Here is a 15,433-nt window from a genome sequence, read left to right on the forward strand (position 1 = left end):
GGTGGGCTCAGGACTCCGGCCGGCCGGTGGCCACGGCGTAGAAGGCGACGGCCGCTGCCGCGCCCACATTGAGCGAATCGACTCCGTGGGACATCGGGATGCGCACCCATTCGTCGGCGGCGACCAAGGCCTGCCTGGACAGGCCCTCGCCCTCCGCGCCGAGCATCAGTGCGACCCGGTCCATCGCGTGCGGAGCAACCTCGTCGAGGGTACGGGCCTTGTCGTCCGGGGTGAGCGCAAGAAGTGAGAAGCCGGCCTCCCGGACCTGGTCCAGGCCCTTGGGCCAGGTCTCAAGACGGGCGTACGGCACCGAGAACACCGCGCCCATCGAAACCTTGACGCTGCGGCGGTACAGGGGATCGGCGCAGTCGGCCGACAACAGGACCGCGTCCATGCCGAGGGCCGCGGCCGAACGGAAGATCGCGCCGGTGTTGGTGTGGTCGTTGACCGACTCCATGATGACGACCCGGCGGGCCGAACGGAGCAGTTCGGCGGCCGTCGGCAGCGGTTTGCGCTGCATGGAGGCGAGGGCCCCGCGGTGCACGTGGTACCCGGTGACCCGTTCGGCGAGGTCCGGGGTGACCGCGTACACGGGGGCCGGAAGCTCGTCGATGACGTCGCGCATGACGTCGATCCACTTGGCCGAGAGCAGCATGGAGCGCATCTCGTAGCCCGCTTCCTTGGCCCTGCGGATGACCTTCTCCCCCTCGGCGATGAACAGGCCCTCTGCGGGCTCGCGTTTGCGGCGCAGTTCGACATCGGTCAGGCCGGTGTAGTCGGAGAGACGGGGGTCGTCGGGATCCTCGACGGTGATGAGATCGGCCACAGGGTGATACTGCCTTGTCCTGGGTGTCGTGCCAACGGCTGGGAAGGGGTACGTTACCCCGGGTTACGCATGATCAAGCGGCCGGCCCGGGGCCTACCCGCACAACCTCACCGATGACGATGACCGCCGGGGGCCTCACGTCCTCGTCCCGCACCGCATCGGCGACCGTGGCCAGGGTCGCGTCCACCCGGCGCTGTGCGGCCGTCGTGCCCTCCTGGACCAGGGCGACCGGGGTCTTGGGGGACCTCCCGTGCGCGACGAGCGTCTCGGCGATCTTCCCGATCTTGTCGACGCCCATCAGGATGACCAAGGTGCCGGTGAGCCTGGCCAGTGACGGCCAGTCCACCAGGGAACGCTCGTCGTCGGGGGCGACATGGCCACTGACCACGGTGAACTCATGGGCGACGCCCCGGTGGGTGACCGGGATTCCGGCGGCGCCCGGCACCGAGATCGAGCTGGAGATGCCGGGGACCACCGTGCAGGGGATGCCGGCCTCGGCGAGTGCCCGGACCTCCTCCATGCCCCGGCCGAAGACGAACGGATCCCCACCCTTGAGTCGGACCACCGACTTGCCCTGCTTGGCATGCTCGATCAGCGCGTTGTTGATGGCCTCCTGAGCCATGTAGCGGCCGTACGGGATCTTCGCCGCATCGATGACCTCCACATGCGGCGGGAGTTCGGCGAGCAGGTCACGCGGGCCGAGCCGGTCGGCGATGACGACGTCGGCCTCGGCGAGGAGGCGACGACCGCGGACCGTGATCAGGTCCGGGTCACCGGGGCCACCGCCGACCAGGGCGACGCCAGGGGTGCGGGTGCGGTGGTGGGGGGCGACGAGGGTGCCGTCCCGCAGGCCCGCAACGACCGCGTCCCGGATCGCGGCGGTGTGGCGGGGGTCCCGGCCACGTGCCTCTGTGGTGAGGACGGCGACCGTCACGCCCTCGCTGTGGCCGGTGGCCGGAGTCCAGGCGGTCGCCCGGTCGGCGTCGTCCGAGCGGACGCACCACACACGGTGCCGCTCCGCTTCGGCGGATGCCTGGGCGTTGGCCCCCGGGTCGTTGGTGGCGATGAGCGCGTACCAGGCCTCGGCGAGGTCGCCTTCGGTGTAGGACCGCTGCTGCCAGGTGATCTCACCGGCTTCCGCCATGGCCTCGACCGACGGGGTCGCTTCCGGTGACACGAGCACGATGTCCGCGCCTGCTGCGATCAGCGCCGGGAGGCGACGCTGGGCGACCTGACCACCGCCGAGAACAACCACGTGGCGGCCGGAGAGGCGGAGGCCTACTGGGTAGGCGGGGTGTTCGGCCATGGGGTGCGGCTCCTCCTGGGGCAGCGGTGCGATAGCCCTGACGTGCGAATTTTAGGCGGCGCGGAGTTCGGGCGGGACAGGTGTCCGCTGGCTGGGCAGGGCGCGCGACTGGGGGGGCGCGCCCTGCTCCCGGCAGACTCACCCCTGGCCTGAGCGGAGGACCCCCGTCTCACCGCGGAAGGCTGCTCACGCCCACCATCCGCTCGCGCGGGGGGGCTCCGGAACCGTCATCCAGAGCACCCCGTTCCGCTTCTACTTCTCGGTGACTCCGGCCGAATCGAACGTCGCCACCTCGCGCATCGCCCGTGCCGTGCTCTGGACCAGCGGCAGGGCCAGGAGTGCTCCCGTGCCCTCGCCGAGGCGGAGGTCGAGGTCGACCAGCGGGCGCAACCCCAGCTTCTTGAGCGCGGCCACATGGCCGGGTTCGGCGCTGCGGTGGCCCGCGATGCAGGCCGCAAGGACCTCGGGGGCGATGGCACGGGCGACGAGGGCCGCCGCGCCGGCGCTCACACCGTCCAGGATCACCGGCGTACGCAGCGAGGCGCCGCCGAGCAGCAGACCGACCATGGCCGCGTGCTCGAAGCCGCCGATGGCCGCGAGCACACCGACGGGGTCGGCCGGGTCCGGCTTGTGGAGTTCCAGGGCGCGACGGACCACGTCCGTCTTGCGGGCCAGCGTCTCGTCGTTGATGCCCGTGCCACGACCGGTCACCTCCGCCGGGTCGGCTCCGGTGAAGACGGAGATCAGTGCGGCGGACGCGGTCGTGTTGGCGATGCCCATCTCACCGGACAGCAATGCCTTGTTGCCGGCCGTCACCAGGTCGCGGGCGGTCTCGATGCCCACCTCGATGGCCGCCTTGGCCTCCTCGCGCGTCATCGCGGGCCCGGTGGTCATGTCGGACGTGCCACCGCGGATCTTGCGGGGCAGCAGACCGGGGGTGGCGGGAAGGTCGGCGGCCACACCGACGTCCACGACACACACCTCGGCGCCGACCTGGTTGGCGAAGGCGTTGCAGACCGCTCCCCCACCGAGGAAGTTGGCCACCATCTGGGAGGTGACCTCCTGAGGCCACGGAGTGACACCCTGGGCGTGCACACCGTGGTCCCCCGCGAAGATCGCAACGGCGGCGGGCTCCGGGATCGGCGGCGGACACTGCCGGGACAACCCGGACAACTGCGCGGAGATGATCTCCAGCATGCCGAGCGCGCCGGCCGGCTTGGTCATGCGCTTCTGGCGCTCCCACGCCTCACCGAGCGCCTTGGCGTCGAGCGGGCGGATCTGTGCGACGGTCTCGGCAAGCAGGTCGTGGGGTTCCTCTCCAGGCAGGGCGCGGCGGCCGTACGTCTCCTCGTGCACCACCCAGGACAAGGGGCGCCGCTTGGACCAGCCGGCCTGCATCAGCTCGGGCTCGTCCGGGAACTCGTCGACGTACCCGACACACAGGTATGCGACGACCTCCAGGTGCTCGGGCAGGCCGAGCGCACGGACCATCTCCCGCTCGTCGAAGAAGCTGACCCAACCGACGCCGAGGCCCTCGGCGCGGGCGGCGAGCCAGAGGTTCTCCACCGCGAGCGCCGAGGAGTAGGGCGCCATCTGCGGCTGGGTGTGGCGGCCGAGGGTGTGACGGCCGCCACGGGTGGGGTCCGCGGTGACGACGATGTTGACCGGGGTGTCGAGGATCGCCTCGATCTTCAGTTCCTTGAACTGCTTGGCCCGGCCCTTGGGTAGCGACTTGGCGTATGCCTCACGCTGGCGCATGGCCAGTTCGTGCATGGCGCGCCGGGTGTCGGCGGACCGGATCACGACGAAGTCCCAGGGCTGCGAATGCCCCACGGAGGGCGCCGTGTGGGCCGCCTCCAGTACGCGCAGCAGCACCTCGTGCGGGATGGGGTCGCCGCGGAAGCCGTTGCGGATGTCGCGGCGCTCGCGCATCACCTTCAGGACGGCCTCGCGCTCGACGTCCGCGTAGGGGGGCGCGGCGGGACCGGTGGGCTGCGGTGCTTCCGCCACTTCGGCTGCGCCCTCTTCCTGGTCAGCGGCCCTGGTCTGCAGGTCCTCCGCGTGCTGTACGACGTCGGCGGCGTGCTCCGCATCCGGTGCGGCTGCTGGAGGAACTACCGGGGAAACCGCCTCGGCGCCCCGCGGGGCGGGTACCACGGCCACCTGTTCCTGCGGCTCCTGCGCGGGCAGGACGCCGGACGGCGGCGGGGTAGGCGCCAGGTGCGGGGGGCTCGGCACTTGCCCCTCCACGGGCACGAACTGCCCGAGCGGCTGTTCCGGGTGGGGTTCCAGCGGCAGGCCAGCGACGGGCGACTCGGCGGTACCGGCGGGGGCGGACTGCTCGGAAGGCTCCGACTGAGCGGGGCCGGTCACGGACTCCGGCTGCGCGAGGAGACCCTCAGGCACGGCGGCGTCCTCGTGGACCACGGGTGCCGAGCCGATCGGTACGGAGACGGCATCCTGGTCCTGCGGCACGGGCTGGACCGACGGCTGTGGCGCTCCTGGCACGACCGAGGCGGCCGGCGCAAGAGGTTCGTCCGACTGCGGGCCCTGAGCCTGACGGAGGTCCGCCTCGGGTGTACCGGTGCCGTCAGCAGCGGGTCGGGCCGGTACGGGGTCCGGGGCCGAGGAGGCCGCAGCGGCCTCGACTTCCGGTGCCTGCGACCCGGGGGCTGGGGCTGGAGGGACGGGCTTGGGTGCCTCCGCCGGCTGGGGTGCCTGCACGGATTCGGCGCCGGGCGCCTGGACGGTTTCGGCAACGGCCGGTCCCTGCGCGGCGGCGGGCTCTGTCGGCGTCGGGCCGGCCTGTGCTTCTGCCGCCTCCTGGGCGGGTACGACGCTTTCGGTCCGGTCCGCTGCCACAGCGGGAGCGGCCACTTCGCCCGGGGCTGCTTCCTCGGCGGGGAGTGCCGGTGCGGCCTCCTGAACGGGGACGGCCGCCTCGGTCCCGGCAGGGCCGGGTGCCACGACGGCCTCGGCGGTGACCGCAGGAGGCGGCACGGCACTGGGCGTGCCCGTGCTCTGCCGTACCCCCGCGTCCTGCTCCAGGCCCACGCCCGGTTGCCCCGTTTCCGGGGCGGCCTCCGACGGCTGTGCAGCCTCGGCCACACCGGCGTTGTCGGGGCTGTGGGGTCTGTCGGGGCTGACCGTGGTCCGGGCGTTTTCCGGCGTCAGGCCCGGCGCGGCCTCGCTCGGCGTCACCGGGACCACCGCTTCCTGAACTACCACTTCCTGAAGTACTGCTTTCTGAAGTACTGCTTCCTGAACCGCCTTCGGCTGGACCACAGCGCCAGGGACGGGACCTTGCCCGGCCGGGTCCGCCTGCTGAGCGGGCACCTGCTCCTGGACCTCACCGGGGCCCTCAGCGACTTGGTCGGACTCGGCGACAACGGGTGTGCCCTGGACGGCGGCTTGCCCGGCCTCCGGCACCGGGGCACCGGCCTGGACCGGGGCCTCGGCCACCACCGACGAACTCCCGGGTGCCTGCGCGCCCACCGCTGCCGGTGCGGGCTGCGTACCCTGCTCCGCGACCACCGGAGCCTGCTGGGTGTCCTCGGCGCCCTGAGCAACGGGGGTGGCATACACCCCGTCGTGGCCGTGCGCGGGCTGCGCGCCGTCGTGGCCGTGCACCACCTGGGCCGAGGCCGGAACCTGCCCGGCCGCCTGGGTCGCGAGGCGCGCGACGGCGGCCTGGGCTGCGCCGGACTGGTCGACCGGACCGGACACGGCGTCCGCCGACGGGCCAACGGCCGGATCGGTCACTTCGGTCGCCGGGACCTGTCCACCGGGCTGGGGTGGCACGACGGCCGGTGCGGCGCCCCAGGGCGCCGCACTCTGCGGGGCCATGTCACGCAGCGGCTGCGCATCGAGGTACTCGGGTCCGGCCGCCGGCGAACCGGACTGGCGGGCCGGTGCCCCGGCGGGACCGCGGTCGGCGAGGGAACGGACCGGGCTCGCGGAGGCGTCGGGAACCGGCGGACCGAGGTGCAGCGGCCGGCGCGCCGCCTGCGGGGCGGCCGTCGGATCGTGCTGGGTCGAGAGGATCGGCGACGAGGGCACGGACGCCGGTGCCGGGTCCGGCAGGCGAACGCCGCTGAGGTCGACCGCACCACTGTCCCGGCCGGCCGTCTCGTGCGGGCCCGGCTCATGGACGGTCTCGACCACCGGTTCCGGAGCGGGCGGCGGCACTTCATTGCCCCACGCGCCCTGGGCGCCCGGCAGCAGCAGGTCTTCGTCCTCGGCAGGAGCCTCGGGAAAGTAGGTGTACGCGCCGTGCGCGGGGACGCCCGGCTGCTCCACCATGCCTGCGCTCTCCGGCTGCCCCTCGCCCGGGACCTGGCCGGTGTCGGTCATGCGTACCCCTCGCCCAATTGGTTAGTGCTTCTACGACCAGCTCAACCGGAACGGCGCCGACCGCCCCGTAGTGGAGAACGAGCGTCCGTGCCCAGCGGCACGAACGACCCGCCGGAAAAGACGACAAAGCCATTCAGTGGCATTGTCCCGGCCGTTCAGCCGTCGCGACAGCATGATCCGCGACAGTCCGCTGTGGACTGCGCCACGTTGCGCGTCCTCCGGTTCCGCAATACCACACCCAGCCCAAAACGGGCGTCCTTTCCGGACATTGGCGAACGAAGTTACGGGCTGCCCGGTGCGGTACAACGATCGGCCAGCCTACCGCGCGCGGTACGACAACAGGATCACGGGGCGCGATCCGGGAGAACCCCGGTGAGCAGGAATGCCACACTCCGCTCGGTCTCGGTCCAGGCCTGGGTGTCGAGTGCGACGGACTGGAGCAGGGCGCACTCGACCCGGTATCCGTGCTCGGTCAGGGCACGGCCGACGCGCTCGGCCGCATCACGGGTCGCGGCGTGTGTGACGATGCGCTGGGGACGGCGGTCGGCGATCGCGGAGACGACGGCGGCTCCCCCGCCCCCGACCCGTACGACGTCCGGCTCGGGCAGGTCCTCCAGTACGTGCGGGGCGGTGCCCGGCACCACGTGCAGCTGGACGCCGAACCGGCGCGCGGCCTCCTCGGCGCGGGTGCAGGACGCCGGGTCCCGGTCGACCGCGATGACGGCCGCTCCGGAGCGCGCGGCCTCGGTGGCGAACGCGCCGCTGCCGCAGCCGATGTCCCAGACGAGGTCTCCGACGCGCGGGCCGAGACGGGCGAGCTGGGCGGCGCGGAGCAGCGCCGTCTCGCCCTCGCCGAGACCGCCGCCGTACGTGTCGTCGGGCTGCACCCAGCCGCGCGGCCCGGCGCCCGGATCGCGCCCGGCGATCCAGCCGTCGGCGGCGGCCCCGGCAGGCCCACCGATGACGATGACGACGTTGGGGTCCCGCCAGGTGTGGTCGGCAGCCTTGTCGGAGGTGACGACGGCGACTCGTTCGCGTTCGGTGCCCAGTTCCTCGCAGACGACGAAGGTGCGGTGGACGCCGTCCAGCAGAAGACCGAGTTCGGCGGGGCCGGCGTCCGGGGCGGTGAGGACGGCGACCTTGGTGTGGGCGCGGCAGACGTTCACCGCCCGGCGCAGGGTGCGGGGATGCGCGACGACCACTTGGGCGTCGTCCCAGGGCATGCCGGCGCGCGCAAAAGCGGCGGCGACGGACGAGACGGCGGGGACGACCTCGACCTCCAGTCCGAACTGGGGTGCGCGCAACGTGCGTACGACACCGAAGAACCCGGGGTCGCCGTCGGCGAGGACCACCGCGGTGCCGCGATGGTCGGCGATGCGACGCGCGGCGAGCGCCGGGCTGCCGAGGCGGACGCGTTCGGCGGCAGGCGGGACCTCGGGCAGCTCCAGGTGGTGTGCCGCACCCGCGACGAGGGTGGCGGCGCCAAGGGCGGAGCGTGCCGCGGCGGTCAACGGCGAACCGTCCCAGCCGATCACCGTGACCCGGTCGGCCATCGTCGTCTATCTCCAGGTTTCCGCAGGTCGTCAGGGGTATGGATCCCTGAGTGGGCTTCGAGAGGGTACCTGGTGATGCGGTCGGGCGCGCGCCGGGGCACAGCCGCGTTCCCGTGCCGCCTCCGTTCCAGGTGCCTCAGTTCCAGGCGGCGTACGAGGCGAACCCGCCGGTGTCGGCGAGTTGTTCGTCTGCGTCCTCCAGGTCCTCCGGGAGGAGGCTCCACACGATGTAGTCGGTGCGCACGTCGGTCCAGGTGCCGTCCTGGGTACGGTGGTGCGCTATGCAGGCGTTGCGCAGAACGCCCTCACTGATGCAGCCGATCTTCTGGGCGACCTGTTGGGACGCGGTGTTGTCCGCGGCGGTGCGCAGTTCGATGCGCTCGAACTTCTGGTCCCGGAAAAGCCATTGGGCAGTCGCCAGGGCCGCCTCGGAGGCATAGCCCTCACCCCGGGCCCAAGGGGCGACGATGTACGACAGTTCCGTGGACCGTACGTGCCAGTCGGTCCTGGCCAGCTGCACGATGCCGACCAGTCGCTGGGTGAGGAACTCGGTGACCACCAGGTCGAGTCCACGGCCCCCGGCGCGCTCGACGGGCGCGTACTCGGTGATCCAGAGCCGGGCGCGGTCCCGCGTGAACGGCTGGGGTACGTCGGTCCAGGCGCCGACCTGCTCATCGTTCATCATCTCGGTCAGCGCGGACACGTCGTCCTCGTCGAGGGGACGCAGCACCAACCGCTCCGTGCTGATGGAGACGTTGGGGAAGGTGCCAGTCATGCGCCGCTCCGTAACTTCGGAAGAACCTAGGGCCTGCTGAACTGCCCAGCATGCAGCATGAGACCACGGAACCGCACGACGGGGTCCACACCAAGTGAGGACGCGGACCCCGTGCGTGGCGGTGCACCGTCCGGCCGTGGCTAGAAGGACGGGATGACCGACCCTTGGTACTTGTCCTCGATGAACTTCCTGACCTCGGGCGAGGTGAGGAGTTTGGCGAGCTTCTTCACCCGCGGGTCGTTCTCACGCCCCTTCTTCACGGCGAGGAAGTTGCCGTAGGGATTGTTCTTCGCGGATTCCAGGACGAGGGCGTCCTTGGCGGGCTTCAGGCCCGCGGAGATGGCGAAGTTGCCGTTGATGACGGCCGCGTCCACGTCGTCCAGGGAGCGTGGGGTCTGGGCCGCCTCCACCTCCTTGAACCTGAGGTTCCTGGGGTTCTCAGCGATGTCCTGCGGGGTGGCCTCGTTACCGGTGCCGGCCTTGAGGGTGATGAGTCCGTTGTGGGCGAGCAGCTTCAGGGCCCGGGCCTCGTTGACGGCGTCGTTCGGGACGGCGATGGTCGCACCGCTCTTGAGGGCGTCGGCCTTGTCGACCTTGCGGGAGTACAGGCCGAGCGGCTCCAGGTGCACCGTGACGACGGGCACGATGTGGGTGCCGCGCTTGTGGTTGAAGTCGTCCAAGTACGGCTGGTTCTGGAAGTAGTTGGCGTCCACCGAGCCGTCCTCGGTCGCCGTGTTCGGCACGATGTAGTCGCTGAACTCCTTGACCTCCAGGTCGAGGCCCGCCTTTTTGGCCAGGTTCTTCTTGACGAAGTTCAGGATCTCGGCGTGCGGCGTCGGGCTCGCGGCGACCACGAGCGGGCCGCTGGTGCCGGCGGAGGCCTTGTCCGACCCGCAGGCGGTGAGCCCGAGGGTGAGGACTCCGGCGGCGAGGACGGCGGTGGTGATCTTGGTGGTGTTACGCACGAAAAGTGCCTTTCCTTGTGGGTGGTGCGACCCCGTGTTCGGACGGGGGCTGTGCCGGTGCGTCAGGCGGGCTTGCCCGCCTCCGACGCCGTCGGCTTTCCGGCCTTCAGCAGGCGGAGCTTGGGCGCGGCGGTGGAGCGGGAACCACGGCGGTGCAGGGAGCGGGCCGCGAGGTCGCCGGCGAACTGGATGAGGGAGATCACGGCGGCGAGGACCGCGACGGTGATCCACATCAGACCGGTCTCGAAGCGCTGGTAGCCGTAGCGGACGGCGAGGTCGCCGAGGCCACCGCCGCCGACCGTGCCGGCCATGGCCGAGTAGCCGATGAGGGCGATGATCGTGGTGGTGGCGGCGGCGATCAGCGAGGGCAGGGCCTCGGGGACCAGGACCTTGCGGACGATCGTCCAGGTGGTGCCGCCCATCGCCTGGACGGCCTCGACGAGACCGTCGTCCACTTCACGGACGGCCGTCTCGACCAGGCGGGCGAAGAAGGGGATGCCACCGATGGCGAGCGGCACGATCGCGGCGGTGGTGCCGATCGTCGTGCCGGTCACCCAGCGGGTGAAGCCCATCAGGGCGACCATCAGGATGATGAAGGGCATCGACCGGCCGATGTTCACGACCTGGCCGAGCACTTTGTTGACGACGACGTTCTGCAGCAGACCGCCGCGGTCGGTCAGGACCAGCAGGACCCCGAGCGGCAGCCCGGCGGCGACAGTGATCAGCGTGGACCACAGCACCATCGCCAGCGTCTGGGAACACGCCTGGGACAGCAACGGTTCCATGGCGGACCAGTCCGTCCAGCTCACTTGGCACCTTCCTTCACCAGCACGGCCTCCGGGACCGTGTGGTCGACGACATCGATCTGCAGGCCCTGTTCGCGCAGGAAGCCGATGGGCACCACGTTGTCCTCGTAGCGGCCGGGCAGTTCGATGCGCATGCGGCCGACCTGGAAGCCACCTACGGTGTCGACGGCGGCTCCGAGGATCGAGATGTCGATGTTGTAGGTGCGCGAGAGTCGGGAGACGACCGGCTGGGTAGCGGCCTCTCCGTGGAAGGTGACGTCGAGGACGGTCCGGCCGGCACCGGAGGCTTCGCCGCCCACCGGGAAGAGCGCTGCGGCCAGTTCGGAGCCCGGGGTGGCCAACAGCTCGCCGACCGTGCCGGACTCCACGATCCGCCCCTTCTCCATCAGGGCGGCGGAGTCACAGATCGACTTCACGACGTCCATTTCGTGGGTGATGAGCAGCACGGTCAGACCCAGCTGCCGGTTCAGGTCGCGCAGCAGCTGGAGGATGGAGCGGGTGGTCTCCGGGTCGAGGGCGCTGGTGGCCTCGTCGGAGAGCAGCACCTCGGGGTCGCCGGCAAGGGCGCGGGCGATGCCGACGCGCTGTTTCTGTCCGCCGGAGAGTTGGGCGGGGTAGGCCTTGGCCTTGTCGGCGAGGCCCACCAGGTCCAGTAGCTCCAGCGCCTTGCGGGAACGGTCCTTGCCGGATCTACCGAGGATCTCCAGCGGCAGCTCGACGTTGTCCTGCACGGTCCGTGAGGACAGCAGGTTGAAGTGCTGGAAGACCATGCCGATCCGGCTGCGGGCCCGGCGCAGCTCCTGGCCGGCGCGGGGTCCACGGCCGGCCAGGGCGGTGAGGTCCTGCCCGGCCACGGTCACCGTGCCGGACGTGGGACGCTCCAGCAGGTTGACGCAGCGGATGAGCGAGGACTTGCCCGCGCCGGACTGGCCGATGACGCCGTAGACCTCGCCTTCGCGGACGTGGAGGTCAACGCCGTCGAGGGCGGTGACCGCACGATCGCGGGAGCGGCCGGCCCCGTAGATTTTCGTCAGGCCCGTGGTGGTGATCACTGGGATTTCCGTCACTGTCGAGTGTCCGGGCATGGGTGTGCCCGGACACGGAAGCGTTCGTTTGCATTGGTTCAGGACGCGGCACGGTCCTCACCACGGCGGTGAGCCGGGGAGAACATCGTGTGCGCGGGGCGGCTTCGGTCACGTGCACCGGGATGTCGGTGCCGGACGGCCGCGGCTCTCGCTTCGGGGCGCGAGGCTCAGGTGGTGCAGGGGCCCTCTAGAAGGCGCACATTCGCCGCATGCGCATACAACGAGCACCGGGCGGCTGGGTCGCCTCGGTCGCAGGGGTGCGGTTGCTCGTCGTGGTCATGCGATCAGTAAAGCAGACGTACGGTGCTGACTTGCCGGCGCCGTCCGCATGTTGGACAGTCGCGGACACCTCTCTGCCGCAAGCGAGGCCCCCGCTTCCCCGCCTATGACCCGTGCGGACGAGTCCGCGACCCCTCCGCTACCGGCCCGCGTCGAGGTGCCGCACCCGGCGTGCTGTGGTCAACGCCACGGGGGCCGCACAACAGCCCCGCCCGCCGGAGGCCGGCCCCGACGACGCCGGCGGCGGGGGCGACGGGAGCGGGCCATTTCGGCCGTAATAAGGTCACGGCATGCTCAACGCCCTGACGCTGGTGACCGGAGTCGCCGCGCTGCTGCTCGCCGCCTGGTGCGGCTGGGCCGCCCACCGGGACCAGCCGACCAAGGACTGGCATTTCATCGGCATGGCCGTGGTGTCGCTGCTGGCTGTGATCCAGTTGGTGGTCGGCATCGTGCTGCTCGCGCGGGGCGAGAAGCCGGACCAGGGCAGGACGATCTTCGTGGCGTATCTGCTCGGTGCGTTCGCCTGCATTCCGGCGGCGGGGTTCATGTCACTGGCCGAACGGACACGCTGGGGCTCGGTGACGGTCGCGGCGGGCGGTGTGGTGCTCGCCGTGCTCGAAGTACGGCTCTACGACATCTGGGGAGGCTGAGGTGACGGCAGTGGAGGAGAAGCCGGCTCGATTGATCAGCGGGCCGGGCATGCTGCTCGTCTGGTTCTACGGCGTGATGGTGGTCGGGGCCGTGTCACGGTCCGTGTTCCAGATCGCGACGGAGTTCGATCGGGCACCGCTCGCGTACTCCCTCTCGGCCGTGGCCGGTCTGGTGTACGGGTTCATCACATACACGCTGGTCCGCGGAGGAGAGACCGCGCGCAAGGCGGCACTGGTGTGCTGTGCCGCCGAACTCGCGGGCGTGCTGATCGTGGGTACCTGGACGCTGGTTGACCCGTCCGCCTTCCCGGACGCCACCGTGTGGTCGTACTACGGCGGGGGCTACATCTTCATTCCGGTGCTGCTGCCCCTCTCCGCCCTCTACTGGCTGCGGAAGTCGCGGAACACCGTCACGCCGTAGCCGCGTACGCCCCCGCTCGCTTCTCCAGGACGATCATCTCCACGCCGTCCGCCCCCGTGGACCGGCCCACCGCCTGGTAGCCGAAGCGGCGGTACAGCCGGAGGTTGCCCTCGCTGCGATGGCCGGCGTGGAGGCGGAACGTGGTGGCCCCACGCTGTTCGGACAGGGCGGTTTCGGCCGCGCGCAGCAGCCTCGCTCCGATGCCGTGCCCCTGGAAGCGGGGGTGGACGCAGAGCTTGCCGATGGCCGCCGCACCGTCCTCGGTGGTTCTTCCGTGCACCGAGCCGACCACCTCGTCGCCAAGCCGGGCGACGAAGACGCAGTCGGTGGCGACCTCCCGGCGGACGGAGTCCAGGCTCTGGACGAGCGGGTCGATGCGGTAGTTGCCGTACAGCGCCGCCTCGCTCTGGAAGCACAGGTACTGGAGCCTGAAGATCTGCTCCGCGTCCTGCTCGGTCGCCGCCGAGATGGTCACGCTCATGCCCATGTGCGCATGCCTCCCGCTCACCTGATCACCTGTCGTCCCTCACTCCTATCCCCGCGCTTCGCGAGCCGCAACCTCCGCGGCAAGTAATCGGCGCAGACATCCCAGACATCTGGAACGTTCCGGCCCCAGGCTGCCCTGTGAGATACCCAACTCCCTTGCAATCTCCCGGTATGTCAGGTCCCTCGGGGACAGCAGTGCCTCCATGAGGCGGGGGCAGCGACCGGGCAGGCGGCGGACCGCGTCCCGCAGGGCCCGGTGCCGAGCGGCAGTGAGAGCGAGTTGTTCCGGCCCGGAGCGGCCGTCGTCGGCCGGCTCGATGCCGTACGGACGTTCGAGGCGGCTGGTGCGGCGACTGCGGCGCACCTCGGCACGGACGGCGCTGCGCAGCCAGCGTTCCGGGTTCAACGGTGGCCCGTCGCTCTCCAGCCGCTCCAGCAGCCTCAGCCAGACGGCCTGTTCGAGGTCACCCGGATCGGTTCCGGAAGCACACGCCTCCGCAGAAGCTTCGGCGAGGAGCAGGGGGCGCAGGGCGGCTACCAGGTCGTGCGTCATATGCGCAACGACGAGTCGCCCCGGCGGCGGGTTGCCGGGGCGACTCGGAGTCGACTCGAAGGGGGTGCGTGCCGATTCGGCGGTTGACCCGATCAGCCCCGCAGGAAGTCGGCGCGGGCCAACAGGGCGGTGTCGGCGTTGTCGGTGAATACGCCGTCGATACCGGTCGCGAAGTACGTCCGGAAGGCACCGAAGGCATCCCCGTACCCATCGGCCGAGTTGCCTTTTCGGTAGTCGGCCGGCAGGAACGGGTTCTCGTTGCGCATGGTGTAGGGATGCAGGACCAAACCCACCTTGTGCGCGTCGGAGACCAGCGTGGTCGGCTCGGCCAGGGTGCCGTCCGCGTTCCTGGGGATCACTAGGTTGAGGGTCGGGCCGATGCCCTGCGCGTAGCCGGCCATCTCCCGCAGGCCCTTGGGCGTGATGAGGTCGGCGACCGTGCGCGGGTCACCCGCCTCGACGAAGTCGTAGGGGCGGCTGTCCGCCGAGGAGAGCAACACGACGAGCGGATTGTCGACCAGCCGATTGAGCCTCTGGATGCTGCTGGGCTCGAAGGACTGCAGGATGACCGGTGAGTTCCGGCCGTCCTTGCCGTGCTTGCGCAGCAGCTTCGCCACCCGCTCCTCCAGACCGAGGCCGAGCTTGCGGAAGTAGGTGGGGTGCTTGGTCTCCGGGTAGATCCACACCTGCTTGCCGCGCCTACGGGTCTGCTCGTCCTGCCACGCGAGAACCTCTTCGAACGTGGGGATCTCCCAGCGCCCGTCGTAGAGGGTGTTGTGCGGCCTGCTGGCCGGTATGCGCTCGACGGCACGCAGCGTCTTCAATTCGGCGAGGGTGAAGTCCTCGGTGAACCATCCGGTGACGGAGACGCCGTCGAGGACCTTGGTGGTCTTGCGACCGGCGAACTCGGGACGCGCGGCGACGTCCGTGGTGCCACCGATCTCCGGCTCGTGCCGGCAGACGAGGTGGCCGTCCCTGGTGGCCACCAGGTCTCCCGCCTCGACGACATCGGCGCCCAGATCCAGGGCCAGGTCGTACGAACCGAAGGTGTGCTCGGGGCGGTAGCCGGCAGCACCCCGGTGACCGACGACCGTCGGCACCGGCAGGGACTTCAGCCCGCGGCTGCCGTGCCTGCCGTGCCCGGCTGGCCGGGTCTCGGCGGCTCTAGCTGCCCCGGGCAGCCCGAGGACGGCTCCGCCCGCGCCGAGCACCGCCGCGCCGAGCACCGCCCGCCGTCCGGTGCTGCCCTGGGTCCGCTCGTTCGCCTGCTCGTCGCCCATCAGCGCCCTCCTGCCGCCAGCTCGTCCGTGCGGGCCGATGGTAGGCACCCACACATGACCACCGGGAGACCCCCGTTCGAACACACGGCTGAGAC

At 70.9% G+C, this 15,433-nt stretch carries 13 protein-coding genes; 2 read left to right on the top strand and 11 right to left on the bottom strand.

What is annotated here, in order from left to right; translation table 11 throughout:
* Positions 1-7: 7 nt before the first annotated feature.
* The 8 genes from LK06_RS04560 to LK06_RS04595 all read right to left on the bottom strand — a co-directional run bounded on the left by LK06_RS04560 (position 8) and on the right by LK06_RS04595 (position 11,636).
* Positions 8-826: a TrmH family RNA methyltransferase gene (locus LK06_RS04560; protein WP_039648882.1), complete on the bottom strand. Its 819-nt coding sequence runs from the start codon at positions 824-826 to the stop codon at positions 8-10.
* 73 nt (positions 827-899) lie between these two features.
* Positions 900-2,132 carry a uroporphyrinogen-III C-methyltransferase gene (gene cobA / locus LK06_RS04565; RefSeq protein WP_039648880.1) on the bottom strand — a complete coding sequence of 411 codons (1,233 nt, stop codon included), beginning with the start codon at positions 2,130-2,132 and terminating at the stop codon, positions 900-902.
* 252 nt (positions 2,133-2,384) lie between these two features.
* Positions 2,385-6,485 carry a nicotinate-nucleotide--dimethylbenzimidazole phosphoribosyltransferase gene (cobT, locus tag LK06_RS04570; RefSeq protein ID WP_043435936.1) on the bottom strand — a complete coding sequence of 1,367 codons (4,101 nt, stop codon included), beginning with the start codon at positions 6,483-6,485 and terminating at the stop codon, positions 2,385-2,387.
* A gap of 344 nt (positions 6,486-6,829) precedes the next feature.
* Positions 6,830-8,038, bottom strand: a complete 1,209-nt coding sequence (gene cbiE / locus LK06_RS04575) for a precorrin-6y C5,15-methyltransferase (decarboxylating) subunit CbiE (protein WP_039648876.1) — start codon at positions 8,036-8,038, stop codon at positions 6,830-6,832.
* A 136-nt stretch (positions 8,039-8,174) separates the two neighbouring features.
* Positions 8,175-8,813, bottom strand: coding sequence for a GNAT family N-acetyltransferase (locus LK06_RS04580; protein WP_039648874.1), 639 nt, complete (start codon positions 8,811-8,813; stop codon positions 8,175-8,177).
* A gap of 140 nt (positions 8,814-8,953) precedes the next feature.
* A complete protein-coding gene (locus LK06_RS04585; RefSeq protein WP_039648872.1) occupies positions 8,954-9,778 on the bottom strand; it encodes a MetQ/NlpA family ABC transporter substrate-binding protein in 825 nt (274 codons plus the stop codon).
* Positions 9,779-9,840: 62 nt separating this feature from the next.
* Positions 9,841-10,563, bottom strand: a complete 723-nt coding sequence (locus tag LK06_RS04590; RefSeq protein ID WP_043407305.1) for a methionine ABC transporter permease — start codon at positions 10,561-10,563, stop codon at positions 9,841-9,843.
* Positions 10,564-10,583: 20 nt separating this feature from the next.
* A complete protein-coding gene (locus tag LK06_RS04595; protein ID WP_039648869.1) occupies positions 10,584-11,636 on the bottom strand; it encodes a methionine ABC transporter ATP-binding protein in 1,053 nt (350 codons plus the stop codon).
* A gap of 602 nt (positions 11,637-12,238) precedes the next feature.
* On the opposite strand from LK06_RS04595, the gene LK06_RS04600 reads away from it, so the two are divergent.
* Both LK06_RS04600 and LK06_RS04605 read left to right on the top strand, forming a co-directional pair.
* A complete protein-coding gene (locus LK06_RS04600; RefSeq protein WP_039648867.1) occupies positions 12,239-12,598 on the top strand; it encodes a hypothetical protein in 360 nt (119 codons plus the stop codon).
* A 1-nt stretch (position 12,599) separates the two neighbouring features.
* Entirely contained in the window at positions 12,600-13,019 is a 420-nt protein-coding gene (locus tag LK06_RS04605) for a hypothetical protein (RefSeq protein ID WP_039648865.1), read from the top strand.
* On the opposite strand, the gene LK06_RS04610 is transcribed toward LK06_RS04605, so the two are convergent.
* The 3 genes from LK06_RS04610 to LK06_RS04620 form a co-directional block, all read right to left on the bottom strand.
* Complete coding sequence (locus LK06_RS04610) at positions 13,009-13,506, bottom strand: GNAT family N-acetyltransferase (protein WP_043407258.1); 498 nt, start codon at positions 13,504-13,506, stop codon at positions 13,009-13,011. The two genes, LK06_RS04605 and LK06_RS04610, sit on opposite strands and share 11 nt — an antisense overlap.
* Before the next feature lie 45 nt (positions 13,507-13,551).
* Positions 13,552-14,058 carry a sigma-70 family RNA polymerase sigma factor gene (locus LK06_RS04615; protein WP_039648861.1) on the bottom strand — a complete coding sequence of 169 codons (507 nt, stop codon included), beginning with the start codon at positions 14,056-14,058 and terminating at the stop codon, positions 13,552-13,554.
* A gap of 92 nt (positions 14,059-14,150) precedes the next feature.
* Complete coding sequence (locus LK06_RS04620; RefSeq protein ID WP_039648858.1) at positions 14,151-15,338, bottom strand: glycerophosphodiester phosphodiesterase; 1,188 nt, start codon at positions 15,336-15,338, stop codon at positions 14,151-14,153.
* Positions 15,339-15,433 lie beyond the last annotated feature (95 nt).

Source organism: Streptomyces pluripotens, assembly GCF_000802245.2.
Lineage (GTDB): Bacteria > Actinomycetota > Actinomycetes > Streptomycetales > Streptomycetaceae > Streptomyces > Streptomyces pluripotens.